The following is a 19,325-nucleotide window of genomic DNA, read 5'->3' on the forward strand; positions in this document are numbered from 1 at the left end:
CCGGGCCCCGAGTTTGGCGATCAGATGCCGAGGACGCCGCTGAGGGCGGGGATCGCCACCTTTGCGATCCCGCCGAGGATGTCGCCCCAACCCTGCGGGTTGACCGACCCGTTGGTCGCCACTTCAGCAATCCGCTTCGGACCGCGCTCGATGCCCTCACACTGGATCGGGCTACGCACGCTGCCGAAGGTCTCAAAGTCGTTCCTTGCGTACATGTTCAGCTCCTTCTTTCGGTTTGAATTGACGGCAACGACCGGAGGTGGGCACCGACCGGGGCCGCCGTCGCTGGACGTCGCCCAGGGGATCGCTCATCGCGTCGATCCCCTGGACCACGTGACGCCAATTCGCGCCACGTTCTGATCTCCTCCGGACGCAGAGGAGCAATCGCGTCAATAGACCTGCCACTGCCGCAGCGGCCCGACCGCGACAGGCACCACGTCGCTGACGTCGATCGTGTACTGATAGACTTCGCGCGCCTGGGTCAGGACCTGCGTCGGGTTGAAGAAGCGGTAGGTCACGTCGTGGCAATCCGAGTCCGGCCGACAGATGACGCTCTGATCCACCTCGACGGTGTCGAGCCGCAGGCCCTTCTTGGCGGCGTCACCGAAGATCTTCTGCGTGTTGTAGGCATTCATCGCCGAATAATTCAGCGCGCGGTCCTGCGGCGAGAGGCCGACGTTGCGGAACTCGTTGTAGATTCGATCGAGGAAGCCCTCGGCACCTGCGGGCCAGCTATCAGACTTGGGTCCGAACAGCGTGAACAGATCCCACTGGTAGAAGCCGCGCCAGTCGGTCACCAGCGTCGGCACGACGGTTCCGTTGAGCAGCTTGGTCGTGTTGGTGCTGTCGACCCAACCGGCCATCGAGACGCGCGCGACGCCGCCGGGCCCCGGGAATGGCGGGTTCGCCGTCGGTCGTGCCTCGGAGTCGGCCGCGGCCGCTGTCGCCTTCACAACGGTCCGGGTCGTCGCGGGATCGTCATGCGAGACCTCCTGGTGCCACAACGCCAGGATCAGTGCGGCGAAGAACCCGAGACCGAACACATCGAGCGGCTTGATCGCGTAGATCGGGATCGAATCGATCGTCATCGTCCAGGTAATGGCGTCGGCGTCCGGGAAGTTGTTGCCGGCGCCGGCCGGCGTCGCGGTTTCGCCTTCGGCCTGGTTCAGCAGATAGCGCGCCATGATCGCGGGATTATAGGGCGCCGAGGTGTCGCCGGAGTGGTCGCGCTCCGGTCCGAAAGCCGGATCGCCGCGGCCGATCAGGCTGTCGCGCCAGTTGGCGATCGCCTGCACGAAGTAATCGAGCCGGGCTTCCTTGCCGAAATCGTAGAACAGCCGGCCGATCGGGAAGGCGAGCTGACCGGTGGGCTCGGACGCAGCGCCCCGCGGACGCATGCCGCCGCGACAACCGCAGTTCGTCTCGCTCGTCCGGACCGCGGGTGCCTCGTACATCGGCAGCGCCTGCGGCATAGCGACGGGAAGCGCGTGGCTCGGCATCAGCGCCGGCATCTGCTGCGGCTGCAGCCAGGTTTGCGGCATCATGCCGGCGGCTGGCATCGCCATCTGCGGCATGACCATCTGCGGCGCCGGTGCCGGCATCCAGACCATGTCGCCGCCCGGATGAGGAGCGTGGTACGGATAAGGCGCGGGTGCCGCGATCGGTGCGGCGGCGACACTGTGATCAACGGGGACGGCCATCGCCGCTGGTGCCGCCGGCGCGGCGGGCTGCGCCTCGCTTGGCATGATCCCGGCGCTGCTTCGCAGGACCGAGCCGTCGGGCCCGAATATGCGCGGAGCCGATGGTGCAGACATTGCTGATAGATCTCCCATGGAACCCTCTCTGGTTGCAGTTGGCTGAGCGGCGGATGACGGTTGGAGGAAGGGGCGCGCGGATACTCCCCGGAAGCGGGGAGGCGCGGCCGTGGCACCCGACGGCATGACGGCGTCCGCCTGCTCGCCAAGCAGGGCGGCGACAGCCGCGGGAATATCGAGCCGTCCGGCGAGGCAGCGCGTGGCGCTGCCGTCGTTGCGGCAGGGCACCGCGCTTTCGAGCAGCGCGGCACGGACGGCTTGCGGATCGGCCTTGCGCCCGTTCTGGCGCAGGCAGGAGAGCAGCAGCGCGACGACCCCGGCGACGATCGGCGCAGCGAAGCTCGTTCCGGATCGCAGACTGACGTTGCGAACGGGTGAGGCGCCGGCGATGTTCTCGCCCGGTGCGAGGATGCCGTTCTTGAGATAGGCGTCGCCGAAATTGCTGAACGGCAGCGGATTGCCGGCGAGGTCGCAGGCGCCGACCGCGAGCACCGAAGAAAGGCTACCCGGCACCTGGACGCAGCGGCAACCGTCATTGCCGGCCGCGGCGACGATCAGCTTGCCGGCGCGCTCACAGGCGCGCACCGCGTCCATCAAGATGCGATCGGCCTGTCCGGTCGCCGATTGCTGGCCGCTGCTGATATTGATGATATCGGCGCCGACGGCCAGCGCCTGGTTGATCGCGAGCGCCAACGTGCTTTGCGAGGACGGCTCGATCTGCCCGGCGGCGTCCTCGCGATAGATCGAGAACACGGTCGCGCTGCAATTCGGCGCGACGCCGAGCACCGGGCTGCCCGGCGTGCCCATCAGCACGCTGGTGACATGGGTGCCGTGCTCGGACTGAATCGTCGGCGAAGACGGCGCGACGAACTCGCCGCCCATGGCGACGCGCGCTTGCCCGAGCGAGGGATGATTGAGGTCGACGGGACCGTCGATGATCGCGATCTTCACCGCGGGGTCGCCACCCGACGTTCGCTGCCACAAAACAGCCAGACCAGGAATGTCGGCAACTGGATTCATGAAATCATTCCCGACCGATCTGCCGCGAACTCACGCGGGCGATCCGTCTTCCACGGCAATCTGCAATTTGCGCAGCGAGCTAAAAAGCACCGGTACCTCGTTGCGTCGGTGCAGTTGTGGCAGCTCTGCCGCAAACGGCCTATTCGTCGCGGTGGATCAGAAAGGATCGAGGCGATGATGGGGCTCGATTGATCCATGAGGTCGATCGAGTGCCTGGAAATATCGATCAAAGGATTTGGTCGGGATCGACCTTGCAGCGCGACGCGCACGCGCGCGCGCCGACACGCGCCACATCTCTGCAACGATGCAGCGCCGCCGGCCGCACACGGAATTCAGGATGCCGGGGTCAGTCGAGCTCGCGGCGACGATCGAGCGTCGGTGCGGATGATGCGATCCACGGCGCTTCGCGCACCCGCCGCATTGCCTGCGCGCGGCGCGGCAGGCCGAGCTTCTGCAACACGTGATGGACATGATGCTTGACGGTCGCAAGGCTGAGATTGAGATCGCGTGCGATCTCCTTGTTCGACAGGCCCTGGCCGATCAGCTTGAGGACCTCGCTTTCGCGACGCGTCAGTCCCTGGTCCGCCTCGATCGTGTCGGTCTGGCGCTCCATGCAAAACAGCGCGCGCAGCAGGCCGCCGGAAATCTCGGCGCTGCAGGCTAGCCGTCCCGATGCCACGTCCGACAACGCGCGGCAGAGCTCATCGAAGCTGGCGTTGCGGGAAATGTAGCCGCTGAACCCGGCCCGGCCGCAGCGAACCACGTCGCGCCTATCCTCGTTGAGGCCGAGCGCTACCAGCGCGATCTCCGCATGCTCGCTCGCGATCGTGCGCACCTCGTCGAGATCGATTCCCTGTGTGACGTCGATCAGGATGACATTCACATTGCCGGCCTCGAGACTCTCGCGCAGCCCGGCCAGATCGGATACCGCCGCCGCGATGGCAAACTCGGCGTGGTTCTGGAAACTCGAGGTAAGCCCCTCGCTGAACAGCCTTATCGGCGTGACGACCGCAATCCTCATGATAATCCTCGAACTCAACGAAATGGCGGATGGAAAAAGCCGTCTGAAGCTCGACGGTACCGGCATCCAGAAAGTCATGAAGGTAAGTATGCGGTATGCTGCCAGAGGTTGTATTATTATCGGGTCGAAATTACGGCCGCAACGCGCAGGATCAAGAGAAGCAGTTCACATTCGCGCATCGTGCGGATCACACAGACCGCGATCGGATGTGTTGCGGTTCGCGACAGGGTCGCGATGCGAAGCCTGCACGCGTCTCGTCGCAGCAGGAATTTTGGCGGCGACTTCAATACCGTAGTGATCGACGTCTAGATATTTAGACAATTGACGCCCACAAATCCGGATGCTCTGTACAACAATGCGTGTTCGCCGGCGCGAAGCGTGAGCGACGCAATGCCGCGCCTCGGATGTGCTTAACACGGATGCAGATCGACAGGGTTCCATGACGAGCTTGATACGAGCGACAGCCTTTCTCACCCTGTCGATGGCAACACCGGCCTTCGCGATCGTCGGTGGCGGCGCGACGTCGACCGACGGCGTTGCGCGTGCGGTCGTCACCATCGTCGGTTCGCGCGGCAATTTCTGCACCGGCGCGCTGATCGCGCCGAAGGTGGTGCTGACCGCGGCGCATTGCGTGCAGCCCGGCGCCGACTACAAGATCGTCGAGTACGGTGCGGACCGCCAGCCCAAGCTGCAGGACGTCAAGACGGTCGCGATCCATCCAGCCTTTCGGATGCAGGCGATGACCAATCATGTCGCGACCGCCGACGTCGCGCTGCTGCAACTCGCGATGCCGGCCGCAGGCAAGGCGCCGGCTGTGCTCGGCATGCCGAACATTCCGATCCAGGTCGGCGGCCGCTTCACCATTGCCGGCGTCGGTGTCACCGTGCGCGGCGACGGCAAGAGCGGCGGCAGCATTCGCGTCGCCGGCCTGATCGCGAGCGGCAAGCCCGGCACGCTGCAGATTCGTCTGGTCGATCCGGTCGGGCAGGGCGTGCGCGACGGGCTCGGCGCCTGCACCGGCGATTCCGGTGCACCCGTGTTCGAGGACAAGCCTGGCGGGCCTGTCATCGTCGGCGTGGTGAGCTGGTCGACCGGGCCGAACGGCACTGCGGGCTGCGGCGGCATCACCGGCGTGACGCCGCTGACGCTCTATCGCGACTGGGTGATGCAGACCGCGCGGCAGTGGGGCGCGGGGTTTTAGCCCGGCGCGCTCCGGTCGAATCGCCGACGCACTCAGAATTCCGTCATCCTGAGGAGCCGCGAAGCGGCGTCTCGAAGGATCGACGGCCACCAGCCGGGCCGTGCATCCTTCGAGGCTCGCAAGAGCTCGCACCTCAGGATGACGGGAGGGGCAGGGCGGGCGCCAGACCTAATGCCCCGCTGCCTTGTTCGCGGCGGCGTTGTTCAGCACGATCAGGCCGTCGACGGCGACGCCGAGCTTGCTGTTGATCAGGAACGGGTTGACGTCGATCGAGGCGATGCGGCCATTGGCGTCGGCCATCAAGTTGGAGAGTCCGACCAGCGCCTTCACCGCCGACGGCTCGTGCAGCGCCGGCTTGCCGCGATAGCCCTTCATCTTGACGCCGGCCTTGGTCTTGGCGATCAGCTGCTTCGCTTCGGCGTCATCGAGCGGTGCACCGGCCAGCGCCACGTCCTTCATCAGCTCGATGTCGACGCCGCCGGTGCCGAACAGCACCACGGGGCCCATCTCGGCATCGAGCGAGGCGCCGACCACGAGCTCGAGATCGGCCTTGACCTGCTGCGCGATCAGGATGCCCTCGAGCTTCGGCTTGCCCTTCAGCTTCTTCACCCGCGCGGTGATGTCGTTAAACGCCTTCTTCACCTCGGCCGCGTTGGCGAGGTTCAGCACCACGCCGCCGATATCCGACTTGTGCAGGATGTCGGGGCTGACCACCTTGGCGACCACCGGAAAGCCGATCTGCTTGGCGATCTTCACGGCCTCCGCGGCGGTCTGCGCGACCGCTTCCTTGGAGATCGGGATGCCATAGGCCTTAAGCAGCTTCTTCGAGGCGACCTCGTCGAGCGCGGCGGCGCCATTGGCGGCCTTCAGCGTCTTCTCCAGCACGGTGCGCGCCGACGGCTTCGAGCTCGACGCGATGTCGGGCACTTCCTTGCGCAACCCCGCATATTCGATCAGCGACTTGATCGCGCCGACCGCGCGGTCGAGGCCCTGCATGACGGCGATATTGGGCAGCGATTTGCGCAGGCCCTTGGTGAATTCGGTGAAGCCGATCGACATCGCGCTGATGTAGATCACCGGCTTGTTGGCTTGGCCCGCCATGTCGTTGACGATCCGCAGATTGCGCTCGCGCAGCTCGTGCGGCGCCTTCGGCAGTTCAGCATCGATGATGACGATGTCGGTATCGGGATCGTCGATCATGATCTTGATCGACTTCATGTAGACGGAGGGATCGACCACCGCGGCAAAGCCGGCGTCGAGCGGGTTGCCGACGATGCTGCCGGGCCCGAGCATCTGCGCCAGTTGTCCGGACGCGCTCGGGCTGAGCGGCGCGAAATTGAGGCCGGCGGAATAGAACGCATCGATCAGAAGCCCGCGCTTGCCGCCCGACAGCGACACCGCGGCGAGGCGGTTGCCCTTCGGCGGATCGGCGTGCACGAAACACTCGGTGGTTTCGATCAGTTCGTCGAGCCCGCGCACCCGAATCACACCCTCGCGGGTCGAGATCGCATCGAACGTCTCGATCGAGCCGGCGAGCGCGCCGGTATGCGCCATCGCAGCAGCCCGGCCGCCTTCGGAGGCGCCGAGCTTCAGCGCGATGACAGGCTTGCCGGCGGCGCGCGCGGCCTTGCAGGCCTCGCGGAACACTTTTGTATTCCTGACGCCTTCGAGATAGACCACGATGACACGGATGCTCGGATCGGCAGCGAAATAGCTCATCAGATCCGGCGTCTCGAGACCGGATTCGTTGCCGGTCGTGACCATGTAGCCGACGCCGACGCCGCGATCCTCCAGCGCCTGGCGGATCGCCATCACGATGGCGCCGGACTGGCCGGCGATCGCCACCGCGCCCTGCTCCATGGTGACGATGCGGTCGTCGATATTGGTGAACAGGTTCTCGCCGGCGCTGAGATTGCCGAGACAGTTCGGACCGGTGACCGCAAGCCCGGTCTCCTTGATCGCCTGCTTCAGCTCGGCTGCGAGCCGCTGGCTCTCTTCATCCTGCAATTCGCTGAAGCCTGACGTGACGATGGTCGCCGAGCGTGCACCCGCCGCGGCGGCGTCGCGGATCACCTGCACGGCAAAGCGGGCCGGCACCAGCACCAGCACGTGGTCGGGTTTCTCCGGAAGGCTGGCGAAATCCTTGTAGCAGGTGACGCCCCAGATCGCCTCGCGCTTGGCGTTGATCGGATAAAGGCCTCCGGCATAGCCGTACTTGACCAGGTTGTTCCAGATCCGTTCGGCGTAGTTGCCGGGCTTGTCGGTGGCGCCGACCAGCACGATGTTGCGCGGGTGCAGCATCGCATGGATGCTCTTGACGATGTCGCTGGCGTCGGCTGGCGGTGCCCATCCGCGGGACGGATGAGACGCGGTGCGTGCGAGAGCTTCCATGGAGCCTGCCCTTATCCTTGTTCTGCTTGTTTCCTCTGGCCCACGGTCGATCACCGCAGGACATGATTTTTCATTGTTTTTATGGCTGATGGAAGGGGGTAGCAACTCACGCCGGCGCAAGTCAGGGCGTCGCGCGCAATATCCCGGCAGGCGAAAATTGACGCGAGTCAGGAACCCGATTCGATCAGGGTCGCGTGCAACAGATAACGCTCGGGCCCTGATATCAGCGCGTCGAACGGCCAGCAGGTCGACAGCACCAGCTCGTGCTTATCCGTGATGGGATCGATGTCGGATTGATCGAAGCGGACGACCGCGCTGCGGTCGGCCCGGTAGCGAAACATCTTGCCGTCGCTTCGCGTCACGTCGATCTCGTCGCCGATTGTGACATCTCTCAGAAAGGCGAAATGGGTGTCGCGATGCGCCGAATAGACCGCGACACCCCGCTCGCCGGCGTCGACGGTCTGCTCGACATGGCCCGGGCCGAACGCCAGCGCCTGGCCGCTGCTGCCGGCAAGCGCGATCGCGGAGGCGTGCAGGCGCTTCACCTCGATCCGGGCCACCGGCCAGGTGTCGGCCCAGCGCCACGGCTTCACCGGCTGGCCGGTCGCGATACTCTGGGCGAAGGCGCGCTCCAGCAGCACCTGCGCGAGCAGCGCCTTGGCGCGGATATAGGCGCCCTGGCCGAACAGGATCAGGCCGATGAGAGCGAAGGCGAGCGGGAGAATGAAGCGGCGCATCGTCATCGGACTCCCGTCATTGCGAGGAGCGAAGCGACGAAGCGATCCATTTTTCCCGAATGGTGGCATGGATTGCTTCGCTCCGCTCGCAATGACGCTCGAGGGAAAACTGCGCGCGCGGCCCCCGGGGGACGGATGGGAAGGCCGCGCGCGCTCTTGGAAAGGAGGAGGCCGGGGGCACCTCCTCCTTTCATCCGACGTCATTGGGGCGACGTCTGACGTCGGTTGAACACCAGAAGCAGGAGGCTGACCGTGAGCAGGATCACACCTGCGATCATCTTCAGTTCGGCATCGGTCGCGGTCTTCGGCAGCTGGATCGCGCCGGGACCTTGGGGGGCGACCGGTGACCGCTTCAGCGCGGCGAGCTGCACCTTGCCGTCGCCGGCCTCAGCGCGACGCTCGGCGGGAGCAGTCGGCAGGCTCGGGCGCTCGCCGAACAACTTTGCGAAATCCCAGCCGGCGGGCAGGTTGAGCGGCAGCTCTGCGAGCTTCAGCGGCTCGCCTTCGGGACGGCTCGGCGTCTTGTCGACCGCAACGAGGCTGGTCAGCCGGGTCACGAGCTGATGCTCCAGCGCGAGCGCAAGGATGGTCTTGTCGGCATCTGCGGGGCTCTGCTGCCGCGTGGTGCGTGCGACCTCGGCGTCCGCGATCTTGCGGCGCGCCCACAGTTTCGACAGGCCCTTGCCTTCGGCGGCGTTCGCCAGCGGCAGCGTCACGCTCCACGGACGGTCGCCGATGCGGCCCTTGATCTCGACCGAACCGGCGAGCTTGTCGAGCTTCGCGGCCAGCACTAGCGGCTCGTCGCGATAGACGTCGGGGAGTGCGGACGGCGTTAGGTCGGCGGTCGCCTCGGAGAATTTCGCGGACAGATTGGTTACCGCGGGATTCTCCAGCTTGGCGAACAAATCGCGCATGCGCTCGTCGACCTGCTCGACCGAGCCGATATGGGTGAAGGTGCCGCGGCCGAGCTCGGCCGCGCGCGTCATGAGGTAGGTGTTCGGCGCCGAGCCGATGCCGACCATGAAGACCCGCGAACGGCCGCGCAGCGCGCTGATGGTCTCGAACAATTGCTGCTCATTGCCGATGGCGCCGTCGGTCAGGAACACGACCTGGCGGACGTGGTCGGCGTCGTCATGGTTGGTGTCGGAGAGCGCGGCACGCATTGCCGGCACCATCTCGGTGCCGCCGCGGGCCTGGATCGCACTGACGAACGACGTCGCGTTGCCGATATTGCTGCTGTTGGCCGCGACCGGCGCCGGGAACAGCGTGTCCATGGTGTCGTCGAACCGGATCACGTTGAAGCGATCGGTCGGTTGCAGGCGGCCGAGCGCGTAGAGCAGGCTCGCCTTGGCCTGGATGATCGAGGTGCCGCCCATCGAGCCGGAATTGTCGATCACGAAGATCACTTCGCGCGGCAGCTGTTTCTGCTGCGCCTGCTCGACCGACGGCGGCGTGACGAAGGCCAGCAGGTAGTCGGAATCGCCGACATGTTCGCGGAACAGCCCGACCGACGGTGCCTTCTCGGCGGCCGGCCTCCAGGTCAGCTCGAAATCGCGATCGGCCGGCACCGGGCCTTCGGCAAGCCGGACGACGCGCACCGTGCTATTGGGGCTCTCGATCTTGACTTGGTGGAAATGGCTCTTCACGTCGCCAAGCGGGAAGCCGGCGTTGAGATGCACCGTAATGTTGGTCGGGTTGACCGGCGCATGGGCTGCGGGATCGAGCACGTCGGATGCGATGCGGTCGCGATCCGGTACCGGATCGGTCGTGGTGGTGCCCCAACCGCTGCCATCGGCGCGGAGGTCGACGCTTTGCACGACGAGCCGCGGATTGTAACGCGGGCCGACCACCATCGGCACCCGCAGCGAGAACTCATTGCCGTTCTGCTGCACCGGCTCCTGATATTCGATCTGTACCAGCACGGTTTCACCGGGACCGATATTGGCAACCGAGTTGGTGAAGATATTGGGCCGCTCCTGCTCGGTGAGCGCGGCCTTCTGGCCGGTCTGCTTGGCCTGCTCGTAGATCGCGCGGGCCTGCTGCCGCTCCTTGATGTCGCCGACCACCATCTTCAGGGCGTCGACCGCGCCGCCCGCCGGCAGCGGATAGACATAGGTCGCTTCCACCCAGTCCTTGGTCGGGTTGCGGAAGATCTGCGTGACGCGGGCGCGCACGGTCGGGCCCGATACGGTGAGGTCTACATCGATGCCGAGCCTCAGCGCATCGCTATAGCCGTCATCGGTCTTGAACAGCAGGGAGCCGGAGCGGGCATCCGATGGCCGCAGCACCGCCTGTTGCGGCAGCTCGGCCGACCACACCGGATCGAAACTCACAAACAGCGCGGCAAAGCCGATCGCCAGCGCGGCCACGCCTTCCACCAGGAAGAACAGCGCAATGCGCATCCTGCGCGACATTCGGATCTGCGGGCTGCTGTCACATGCATCGTAAATCGTCATTTTCGTCACTCCCGAGCGAGGCTTTCGCTGCTTCGCAATCATGGAGAACGGCGGTTTTGGCGCGAGCAGAATGATCGGCAATGATTGGCCGCCGTCCGGCGCCCTCCGCCGCCGGCCGCGGCGGGTTTGTGCGGTTTTGTGATGAGTTGTCCGGTCTGCTAGACTGCGTCAATTCATGGGGAACCCGCTGCAGGATCACGATGCCGACGCCGGACAAGCAACTTTCCACCGAGCAGAGCCAGCAGGTCGCGGAGACCATCCGCGAGGAAATCGCCCGCCGCCGCATCTCGCGGCAGACGCTGGCGGAGCAGGCCAAGCTCAGCCTCTCGACCTTGGAGAAGGTGCTCGGCGGCCGCCGCCCGTTCACGCTGGCGACCACCGTGCGGCTGGAGCAGGCGCTCGGCGTCTCCCTGCGCAAGCTGCCGGAAGCGATCAAAGTGGTCGTGCCAACCAATGGCGGGATCGCACCCGACAGCCTCGGATCCTATTCCCGCCGTTCGGTGGCGCGGATCGAAGGCACCTACATCACGGTGCGCCCGTCGTTCGGCGAACCGGGCGCGCTCTACGCCTATCGCACCGAGATCGTCTGGGACGATGCGACATCGTCGCTCGGCTTCCGCGAGGGTGAGCGACAGGACGCCGACTATACGCAGTATGGCGAAGTCGCGGTGCCGAATGAATCCGGCTTCGTCTACCTCGTGACCAACCGGCACGGACAGCATCGCGTCATCACGGTGTCGCGCCCGCGCAATTCCGGCGAGATGTACGGCATCATCACGACCTTGCTCGCCGGCCGCGGCTCGCTGCTGACGCCGGTCGCCGCGCCGATCGCGTTCCTGCCGGAGAGGAACGTCGCCAAGCCAAGCCTTGGCCGGGTGTCGGCCGACGATGCCAACTTCGCCCTCTATCGCGAGCATCTGCGCCGCACCATCGACGAGCCGTTTGCGATCTTCCTGCCGGGATAGTCGCGGCTCGTGCGGCAACAAGGATGTCGGCATATTGCGATGCCAGTTCCGTCATCCTGAGGAGCGCGGCACGCGCGTCTCGAAGGATGCACGGCACCAGCAGGGCCGTCGACCCTTCGAGACGCCGCTTCGCGGCTCCTCAGGGTGACGGTGAGATAGATTGATCCGCAAAAACAACGAAGCCGCCCGGAGGGGCGGCTTCGCGATGTGTTTGCTCGTCGAGAGCTCAGCGCTAGCCGCCGGTCTCGGCACTGATGATCTCGCCGAATAGCTCCCACTGTCCGTTCTTGAACTGCATCATCTTGAGCTGCTCGACCGGTGCGAAGTCGGTCGGGCTGGTGTTGATCTTGATGCCGGGGATCAGCGTGTCGGGCGCAAAATCCTTCAGGCTGGCGGCCTGCTTCATCACGTTCTCGCGCGTCAGGTCGTCGCCGGCCTGCTTCAGCACCTGCACCATGGTCTGCGCGGCGGCGTAGCCATAGACCAGATTGGCGTCGGAGAGGTTGGCGCCCGGCATGTACTTCTCGGCGAAGGCCATGAACTTCTTCATGCCCTCGTCGTTCTTCCACTGCGGATCGGAGGCGTCTTTCAGATAGCCGGCCGACAGCACGCCTTCCGAGGCTTCGAGCCCGGCGGGCTTCATCACGGCGCCGATCGAGATCGAGACGTCGGTCATCACCTGCATCGGCTTCCAGCCGAGCTCGGCGATCTTCTTGATCGCTTGTGCCGCGAATTTCGGCGTCGAGATGTTGACGAACACGTCGGCGCCGGTGTCCTTAAGCTTGACGATGTGGGAATCGATCGACGGCTCCGTGGTCTCGTAGCTTTCCTCGGCGATGATCTTGACGCTCGACTTGTCGAGCACCTCCTTGAGGCCGATCAGGTAGTCCTTGCCGAAATCGTCATTGGCATAGAAGATCGCGACCTTGGCATCCGGCTTGGCCTTGAGGATGTACTTGCCGAAGATTCGCGCCTCGACGCGATAGCTCGGCTGGAAGCCCATCGTCCACGGGAAGTCCTTCGGGTCGTTCCACTTGCTGGCGCCGGTGGCGAGGAACAGCTGCGGCACCTTCTTGGCGTTGTGATACTTCTGCACCGCGGTCTGGGTCGGCGTGCCCAACGCGTTGAACACCAGGAACACCTCGTCGCTTTCGATCAGCTTGCGGATCTGCTCCACGGTCTTCGGCGGCGAATAGCCGTCGTCATAGGAGATCCAGTTGATCTTGCGGCCGTTGATGCCGCCCTGATCATTGATCATCTTGAAATAGGCTTCCTCGGTCTTGCCGATGATGCCGTAGGCGGAGGCGGGACCGCTATAGGCCTCGACATTGCCGATCTTGATCTCGGTGTCGGAGGCGCCGGTGTCGTACTTCTTTTGTGCAAAGGCGGCCTGGGTGGAGAGCAGGCAGAGCGCTGTGGCTACGGCCAGCAACGACAATTTTTTTGTAGTTTCCATAAAGGCAATTTCCTCGATTGATTCTGGTTGGGGACTGACGCAACGAACCCGCAGCCGGCCCCGGCAGCCGGTTGCGGGGTATCTGTGGTCGCGGCGAGATCCGGAACGCATGAGAAACGCGCGCCAGGATCACGCCGCGGTATCGGTCGGCTTCGGCTGGCTGAATTGCTGCCGGAGCGTCGGCTTATGAATCTTGCCTGTCGCGTTGCGCGGCAGGGCATCGATGAATTCGATCAGGCGCGGGCATTTGAACCGCGCCAGGTTGGCCTGGCAATGCGCGTGGATCTCGGCCGGCGTCAGCGTATGGCCCGGCTTCACGGCGATCACGGCCATTCCGACCTCGCCCCATTGCTCGTTCGGAATGCCGATCACGGCGGCCTCGGCCACGGCGGTCAGTTGATGCAGCACGCTCTCGACCTCGGCCGGATAGACGTTCTCGCCGCCGGAGATGTACATGTCCTTCCAGCGATCGACGATGTAGTAGAAGCCTTCCTCGTCGATCCTTGTGGCGTCGCCGGTGTGCAGCCAGCCGTCGGTGAAGGAGGAGGCATTGGCGTCCGGCCGGTTCCAGTAGCCCGGCGTGATGTTCGGGCCCTTGACCCAGAGTTCGCCGAGCTCGCCGACCGCGGCATCGCTGCCATCGGGTCGCACGACGCGCACTTCGGTATGCAGCACCGGCTTGCCGGACGAGCCGGCCTTGCGCGCGGCATCTTCGCGGTCGAGCACCATCACCGCCGGCGAGGTCTCGGTCATGCCGTAGCCCTGCTGCAGCGCGACGCCGCGCGCCTCCCACGTCTTCAGCAGCGGCACCGGCATCGGCGCGCCGCCGACGCCCCCGATCACGAGGCGGCTGAAGTCAGCGGTGGCAAAACTCGGATGCTGCGCCATGAACTGGTAGATCGCGGGCACGCCGAAGAACACGTTGATGCCCTGCGTGGGATCGCCGATCAGCTTCAGCGCCTCGCCGGGATCGAACGCGCGCATGATCAGCACCGTGCCGCCGGCATGCAGCACCGGGTTGGTGTAGCAATTCAGCCCGCCGGTGTGGAACAGCGGCAGCACCGTCAGCAGCACCGAGGCCGGCGAGATGTAGGCGGGACCGCCGAGATTGACGCAATTCCAGAACGTCATGCCATGGGTGATGATCGCGCCCTTGGGCTGACCTGTGGTGCCCGAGGTGTACATGATGGTCGAGATGTCATCGAGCGTGACTTCCTCGAACCGTTCGAGCTGCTTGGCCGCCGCGATGCCGGCTTCATAGGCACCGCCCGCGCCGAGCCGCACGGTGGACGCGACGTCGCAGAGTTTGGCGACCGCAAGCGCCGTCTCGTCGAGGTCGTCGTCATGGATCATCACCTTGGGCGAGGCGTCGCCGGTGATGTAGCGCAGCTCGGGGACAGTGAGGCGGGTGTTGAGCGGCAGGAAGATCGCGCCGATCCGGAAGCAGGCGAACTGCACCTCCAGCGTATCGGTGGTGTTCAGCGCCAGCACCGCGACGCGGTCGCCGCGCGCAACCTTAAGCCCGTCGCGCAGCCAGGCGGCGAGCCGCGACACGCGGGCATCGAGCTCGGCATAGCCAAAGCGGCGTCCGCTCGCGAGATCGACGAGCGCCATCTTGTCCGGCGTGCGCCGGCGATGATGCGCGATCCAGTCGTAGTAACGAACCGGCACATGTCCCTCCTCCGGGAACGACAGTCTTGCGCCGCCTGTTCCTGGCTCGATTGATGCCATGAATTGGCAGTGGAGAGGGCGTATCGGGATACTGTCTTGCGTTTAGTGGCTGAGAAAAGCCAGGTTTGGGCGCATGGCTCTTGAGCGAATCTGCCGAATACTTCAACTTTAACGATCGTTTTGAAACAGGAAATTGGACATGGGGTATCGAGACACTTGGCTCTGGCAACGAGCATTTGTTCAAGCACGCGAAGATGCGACCCAGTCAGAGCAGCAATATTTTCAGGAACGTTATCTATCTGTGCGGGAAAAGGCCGCTTCGCTAGTTGGTCGAATCCAGGCCGATATGCCAAGCATGACAGTTCACGACACTTCGCATTTGGATGCGCTTTGGGAAATGGGCTCCATAGTAGCGAGAGACAGGCTGGATCTTAATCCGCCTGAGGCGTTCGTGTTTGGCGGGGCTGTACTCCTCCATGATGCGGCTATGACTGTTGCCGCCTACCCGAACGGCCTCGAGGGTCTGAAGGAGACGCTGGCGTGGAAAGATAGCTACGCAAGAATTCTTATGGAGACTCAAGAGGGCTCGAATGAACCCATCGACCTCGCTTTAGTCGAGGAGCGTGCGACGGCAGAAGCGTTGCGAATGATGCACGCCCCGCAAGCTGAGAGGCTCCCGGGGATGTCTTGGAAGGCTCCGAGCGGCGGACAGGAATTCTTGATAGACGATGTCGAGGTCCGCCAGTTCTACGGACCGAAGATCGGTCAGCTTGCGCACAGTCATTGGTGGCCGATCGGTCGAGTCGAAGACGAGTTGGCGAACGACCTTGGCCCATTGGGAGGGAGAACGAGGAGTCGTATCGACCTGATCAAGATGGCTTGTTTACTGCGAGTTTCAGATGTCATGCACATCGATCGCCGTCGCGCACCAACTTTCCTGCGGAAGCTATTAAATCCGCAAGGCATATCTGAACATCATTGGGCCTTTCAGGAGCGGATGGCGGTCCCATTCATTGAGAATGAAGCGCTTGTCTACACCGCTGCTCCCGCATTCGAACTCGCCTTGGCGGAGGCTTGGTGGCTTGCCCACGACACCTTGGTGTCGGTGGATAAAGAACTCCGAGGTGTGGACCATCTGTTGCAGAAGCGGAGCGCCGGACGATTGAACGCAAATCGCGTGAAGGGAATTGATAGTCCCACTGAACTCGCGCGTCTTGTAGAGACGTCTGGATGGGTTCCCGTTGACAGTACAGTGCGGGTTTCCGACGTCCCAAAGATAGTATCGACGCTTGGCGGGCGTATTCTGTTCGTTCCCAATGAGTATGCTGGCTATGACACAATTACTCTAACGCGATTTTTTGCGGAAGTCGCTCCGACGGAGGCACCAGCAGATCTAGAGGGGCTTGTTCGACGTCTAATTGAGGAAGCGTGGACAGACGCTTGGGAAAGTGCGGAAGATGCGGTGGTGGGTACCGTGAATGGATCGGACATTAGCAGAGAGGTAGTCAGATTCGAGAAAGCCGCTCCTATCGAAGAAGGCTAGTTTCAACATGAAGTCTCGGTAGCAAGTCAACGCAAGTCTACCTCGCTCGATGCGGACACTCTCGCTCCAGTATTGGATCCATGGAGCACCGGGATGGCAAACCCGTTCTACACCGGCGAGCATGAAGCCTTTCGCGAGGTGATGCGGCGCTTTGTTGTCAGGGAGATCGAGCCATTTGCCCATCAATGGGACGAGGAGGGCGAGTTTCCGCGCGAACTCTATGCCAAGGCGTCCGAGATCGGGCTGCTCGGCCTCGGCTTTCCGGAGGAATATGGCGGGATCGCCGCCGACCAGTTCATGAAGATCGTGGCCTCGCAGGAGCTGGCGCGGGCCGGCGCCGGCGGCGTTTCCGCCAGCCTGATGAGCCACACCATCGGCTCGCCGCCGATCGCCCGTGCCGCGCGGCCCGAGGTCAAGGCGCGCGTGCTGCCGGAGGTGCTCGCGGGCAGGAAGATCTCCGCACTCGCGATCACCGAGCCGAGCGGCGGTTCCGATGTCGCGAACCTCCGCACCAGGGCGCGGCGCGACGGCGACCATTATGTCGTCTCTGGCGAGAAGACCTTCATCACCTCGGGCATGCGCGCCGACTATCTGACGGTCGCGGTGCGCACCGGCGGCGAGGGGCCGGGCGGTGTCAGCCTGCTGTTGATCGAAGGCGATACGCCGGGTCTCTCCCGGACCAGACTGAAGAAGATGGGCTGGTGGGCGTCGGACACCGCGACGCTTCATTTCGACGAATGCCGGGTGCCGGTCGAGAATCTGATCGGCGAGGAAGGCCAGGGCTTCAAGATCACCATGCAGAACTTCAACAGCGAGCGCATGGGCATGGCGGCCGGCTGCACCGCGTCTGCGCGGGTCTGCCTCGACGAGGCGATCGCCTATGCCAAGGAGCGCAAGACCTTCGGCAAGCCGATCGCGCAACATCAAGTCATCCGGCACAAGATCGTCGACATGGCGCAGAAGGTCGCGGCTTCGCAGGCGATGCTGGAAATGCTGGCGTGGCGGCTCGGCCAGGGCGAAAGCCCGGTCGCCGAGATCTGCATGATGAAGAACCAGGCGACCCAGACCATGGCGCACTGCGCCTCGGAAGCGGTGCAGATCTTCGGCGGTGCCGGCTTCATGCGCGGGGTCAAGGTCGAGCGCATCTACCGCGAAGTCAAGGTCAACGCCATCGGCGGCGGCACCGAGGAGATCATGAAGGATCTCGCGTCAAGGCAGATGGGGTTGTAACAGAGTTTCCCGTCATTCCGGGTTCGTCCGCTGCGTGGCCGCCCCGGAATGACAAGGGATAGACCACAAGGGGAATGCCTGAGATGATCACGCTCTATCACTGCGATGCCGCGCGCTCGTTCCGTCCGCTGTGGATGCTGGAGGAGCTCGGGCTGCCCTATGAGCTGAAGATGCTGCCGTTTCCGCCGCGCGTGTTCGCCAAGGAGTATCTCGGCATCAATCCGCTCGGCACCATCCCGTTCATGGTCGATGGCGAGACCAAGATGACGGAGTCCTCCGGCATCTGCCATTACCTCGGCACCAAGTACGGTCCGACGTCGCTCATCGTCAGCGTCGACGAGCCGGCCTATGGCGCGTTCCTGAACTGGATGTATTTTTCCGACGCGACGCTGACCTTTCCGCAGACCTTGGTGCTGCGTTACAGCCAGCTCGAGCCGGAGGAGCGGCGCAATCCGCAGGTCTCGGGCGATTATGCAAAATGGTTCCTGGGCCGGCTGCGCGCGGTGGAGGCCGCCGCCGCCAAGTCGGAATTCCTCTGCGCGGAACGCTTCACCGCTGCGGACATTGCAAATGGCTATGCGCTGCGGCTCGCCAGCAATATCGGCCTTGCCAAGGATTTCGGGCCGAATGTCGCGGCCTATTGGGCGCGGCTGCAGCAACGCGACGGTTACCGGCACGCGGTGGCGGCGGAGCAAAAAGCCGGGCTGGAACAGAACGTTGCGCCGCGGGCGCGGCCTTAATCTCGCCGGCGTCGATGCGCCCGGAATGACGACATTTCGCGCCGGTGACAGTCCGCGAATTTGCGCTATGGTAACCCCGCCGCAGCGGCCCAAAGAGCCGCGCGAGGAGGAACCGCCATGGACGCGATCGTGGACGCGAAGTGCAAGGAATCCGCTCGCCATTCCGGCCAGCAGCAGTCCGGCCATCGGATGCTGATCACGCCGGAGCGGGTGTTCTATGCCGGGCTGCTCGGCCGTCCGCGCGAGCGCTGTCCGGGCGCATTCCATGTCTATGTCGCAATCCGCGACGGGTTGCATCTGTCGACCAGCGAGGGGCGCGAGTCCCACGGCGAGCTCGCGGTGACGATGCCGAACCTGCGCCACACCATCACCAGCGAACATCCCTCCGCGATCTGCGTTGCGATCGAGCCGGAGAGCGTGCCCGATGGCACGCTGGAAGCCGTCGCTCGCCGTCTGCAAGGACCCGACTCGCATTTGTTTGCGAACCGGATTCGCAACGCCTATGCGACGCTCGCCGAGATGCAGCATCGCGACGCGATCGCGAATGCCGAGTTCGACACCATGTGCTTCGGCGATGCGCTGCCGCAGCGCGTGCTCGATCCGCGCGTCGTGCGCGCGATCGGCCGCATCGGACAATTTTCCGGCGAGCCGGTGACGGCCGCCGGCTGCGCTGCCGAGGCCGGCCTGTCGCCGTCGCGCTTCCTGCATCTATTCAAGGAGGAGACCGGGATCTCGTTCCGGTCCTTCCGTGCCTGGAAGCGCGCGCGGTATCTGCTGCACTTTGCCAACCAGGACATCAACCTCGCGCATCTCGCGCAGGACATCGGTTATCCCGACTCGACCCATTTCAGCCACTCGATCCGCCGCTTCTACGGCTTGAAGCCGCGCGCGATCTTCTCCGGCTCGCGTGACCTCGCGATCTATCGGACGGGGCAAGCGGCGAACGAGCGCGCGTTGACCTAGATCGGCGTCCCGGCGGGTTGCGTTTCGCTGCATGCAGGCTGTGACTTAACCTCCCCTTGAAAAAGCGGGTGGGGATCAAATCTCTCCGCTTGCAGCGTCGCTTGCGGCTGACCCATC

15 protein-coding genes are annotated in these 19,325 nt (G+C 64.3%); 7 read left to right on the forward strand and 8 right to left on the reverse strand.

Going from position 1 to position 19,325, the window contains the following annotated elements; genetic code table 11:
* Positions 1–20: 20 nt before the first annotated feature.
* Both ACVINW_RS13155 and ACVINW_RS13160 read right to left on the reverse strand, forming a co-directional pair.
* Entirely contained in the window at positions 21–215 is a 195-nt protein-coding gene (locus ACVINW_RS13155; protein ID WP_076864612.1) for a hypothetical protein, read from the reverse strand.
* 174 nt (positions 216–389) lie between these two features.
* The gene (locus tag ACVINW_RS13160) at positions 390–2,765 is read right to left on the reverse strand and encodes a cyanobactin maturation protease PatG family protein (RefSeq protein ID WP_456751684.1); all 2,376 of its coding nucleotides are present in this window, start codon (positions 2,763–2,765) and stop codon (positions 390–392) included.
* Between ACVINW_RS13160 and ACVINW_RS13165 the strand changes: the two genes are divergently transcribed.
* On the forward strand, positions 2,724–3,026 hold the full coding sequence (locus tag ACVINW_RS13165; RefSeq protein WP_456751685.1) for a hypothetical protein: 303 nt from the start codon (positions 2,724–2,726) through the stop codon (positions 3,024–3,026). The two genes, ACVINW_RS13160 and ACVINW_RS13165, sit on opposite strands and share 42 nt — an antisense overlap.
* A gap of 154 nt (positions 3,027–3,180) precedes the next feature.
* On the opposite strand, the gene ACVINW_RS13170 is transcribed toward ACVINW_RS13165, so the two are convergent.
* Positions 3,181–3,855 carry a LuxR C-terminal-related transcriptional regulator gene (locus tag ACVINW_RS13170; protein WP_456751686.1) on the reverse strand — a complete coding sequence of 225 codons (675 nt, stop codon included), beginning with the start codon at positions 3,853–3,855 and terminating at the stop codon, positions 3,181–3,183.
* A gap of 439 nt (positions 3,856–4,294) precedes the next feature.
* Between ACVINW_RS13170 and ACVINW_RS13175 the strand changes: the two genes are divergently transcribed.
* Positions 4,295–5,056: a S1 family peptidase gene (locus ACVINW_RS13175; RefSeq protein WP_456751687.1), complete on the forward strand. Its 762-nt coding sequence runs from the start codon at positions 4,295–4,297 to the stop codon at positions 5,054–5,056.
* Positions 5,057–5,224: 168 nt separating this feature from the next.
* On the opposite strand, the gene ACVINW_RS13180 is transcribed toward ACVINW_RS13175, so the two are convergent.
* The 3 genes from ACVINW_RS13180 to ACVINW_RS13190 form a co-directional block, all read right to left on the reverse strand.
* Positions 5,225–7,447 (reverse strand): acetate--CoA ligase family protein, encoded by a 2,223-nt coding sequence (locus ACVINW_RS13180; RefSeq protein WP_456751688.1) that lies wholly within the window; start codon positions 7,445–7,447, stop codon positions 5,225–5,227.
* A 167-nt stretch (positions 7,448–7,614) separates the two neighbouring features.
* Positions 7,615–8,184, reverse strand: a complete 570-nt coding sequence (locus ACVINW_RS13185; protein WP_456756387.1) for a class GN sortase — start codon at positions 8,182–8,184, stop codon at positions 7,615–7,617.
* A gap of 200 nt (positions 8,185–8,384) precedes the next feature.
* Positions 8,385–10,640, reverse strand: a complete 2,256-nt coding sequence (locus ACVINW_RS13190; RefSeq protein WP_456751689.1) for a marine proteobacterial sortase target protein — start codon at positions 10,638–10,640, stop codon at positions 8,385–8,387.
* Between the two features lie 200 nt (positions 10,641–10,840).
* On the opposite strand from ACVINW_RS13190, the gene ACVINW_RS13195 reads away from it, so the two are divergent.
* Positions 10,841–11,605: a helix-turn-helix domain-containing protein gene (locus ACVINW_RS13195; protein WP_456751690.1), complete on the forward strand. Its 765-nt coding sequence runs from the start codon at positions 10,841–10,843 to the stop codon at positions 11,603–11,605.
* A gap of 232 nt (positions 11,606–11,837) precedes the next feature.
* Here the strand turns inward: ACVINW_RS13195 and ACVINW_RS13200 are convergent, their stop codons facing one another.
* Together ACVINW_RS13200 and ACVINW_RS13205 are read right to left on the reverse strand one after the other, a co-directional pair.
* On the reverse strand, positions 11,838–13,061 hold the full coding sequence (locus ACVINW_RS13200) for an ABC transporter substrate-binding protein (RefSeq protein ID WP_456751691.1): 1,224 nt from the start codon (positions 13,059–13,061) through the stop codon (positions 11,838–11,840).
* A gap of 129 nt (positions 13,062–13,190) precedes the next feature.
* Positions 13,191–14,732, reverse strand: a complete 1,542-nt coding sequence (locus ACVINW_RS13205) for an acyl-CoA synthetase (protein ID WP_456751692.1) — start codon at positions 14,730–14,732, stop codon at positions 13,191–13,193.
* A 199-nt stretch (positions 14,733–14,931) separates the two neighbouring features.
* Between ACVINW_RS13205 and ACVINW_RS13210 the strand changes: the two genes are divergently transcribed.
* From ACVINW_RS13210 to ACVINW_RS13225, 4 genes are all read left to right on the forward strand, one after another.
* Entirely contained in the window at positions 14,932–16,275 is a 1,344-nt protein-coding gene (locus ACVINW_RS13210; protein WP_456751693.1) for an HD domain-containing protein, read from the forward strand.
* Positions 16,276–16,368: 93 nt separating this feature from the next.
* Positions 16,369–17,505: an acyl-CoA dehydrogenase family protein gene (locus ACVINW_RS13215; protein ID WP_456751694.1), complete on the forward strand. Its 1,137-nt coding sequence runs from the start codon at positions 16,369–16,371 to the stop codon at positions 17,503–17,505.
* Positions 17,506–17,588: 83 nt separating this feature from the next.
* Positions 17,589–18,245 (forward strand): glutathione S-transferase family protein, encoded by a 657-nt coding sequence (locus tag ACVINW_RS13220; RefSeq protein WP_456756388.1) that lies wholly within the window; start codon positions 17,589–17,591, stop codon positions 18,243–18,245.
* 117 nt (positions 18,246–18,362) lie between these two features.
* On the forward strand, positions 18,363–19,208 hold the full coding sequence (locus ACVINW_RS13225) for a helix-turn-helix domain-containing protein (RefSeq protein WP_456751695.1): 846 nt from the start codon (positions 18,363–18,365) through the stop codon (positions 19,206–19,208).
* Positions 19,209–19,325 lie beyond the last annotated feature (117 nt).

The organism is Bradyrhizobium sp. USDA 4461 (assembly GCF_054055655.1).

Excerpts from the sequence above, each read along its gene's own strand:
- ACVINW_RS13155 (WP_076864612.1), bottom strand. The coding sequence starts at position 215 with ATGTACGCAAGGAACGACTTTGAGACCTTCGGCAGCGTGCGTAGCCCG.
- ACVINW_RS13165 (WP_456751685.1), top strand. The coding sequence starts at position 2,724 with ATGATTGAGGTCGACGGGACCGTCGATGATCGCGATCTTCACCGCGGG.
- ACVINW_RS13170 (WP_456751686.1), bottom strand. The coding sequence starts at position 3,855 with ATGAGGATTGCGGTCGTCACGCCGATAAGGCTGTTCAGCGAGGGGCTT.
- ACVINW_RS13175 (WP_456751687.1), top strand. The coding sequence starts at position 4,295 with ATGACGAGCTTGATACGAGCGACAGCCTTTCTCACCCTGTCGATGGCA.
- ACVINW_RS13180 (WP_456751688.1), bottom strand. The coding sequence starts at position 7,447 with ATGGAAGCTCTCGCACGCACCGCGTCTCATCCGTCCCGCGGATGGGCA.
- ACVINW_RS13185 (WP_456756387.1), bottom strand. The coding sequence starts at position 8,184 with ATGCGCCGCTTCATTCTCCCGCTCGCCTTCGCTCTCATCGGCCTGATC.
- ACVINW_RS13190 (WP_456751689.1), bottom strand. The coding sequence starts at position 10,640 with ATGACGATTTACGATGCATGTGACAGCAGCCCGCAGATCCGAATGTCG.
- ACVINW_RS13195 (WP_456751690.1), top strand. The coding sequence starts at position 10,841 with ATGCCGACGCCGGACAAGCAACTTTCCACCGAGCAGAGCCAGCAGGTC.
- ACVINW_RS13200 (WP_456751691.1), bottom strand. The coding sequence starts at position 13,061 with ATGGAAACTACAAAAAAATTGTCGTTGCTGGCCGTAGCCACAGCGCTC.
- ACVINW_RS13210 (WP_456751693.1), top strand. The coding sequence starts at position 14,932 with ATGGGGTATCGAGACACTTGGCTCTGGCAACGAGCATTTGTTCAAGCA.
- ACVINW_RS13215 (WP_456751694.1), top strand. The coding sequence starts at position 16,369 with ATGGCAAACCCGTTCTACACCGGCGAGCATGAAGCCTTTCGCGAGGTG.
- ACVINW_RS13220 (WP_456756388.1), top strand. The coding sequence starts at position 17,589 with ATGATCACGCTCTATCACTGCGATGCCGCGCGCTCGTTCCGTCCGCTG.
- ACVINW_RS13225 (WP_456751695.1), top strand. The coding sequence starts at position 18,363 with ATGGACGCGATCGTGGACGCGAAGTGCAAGGAATCCGCTCGCCATTCC.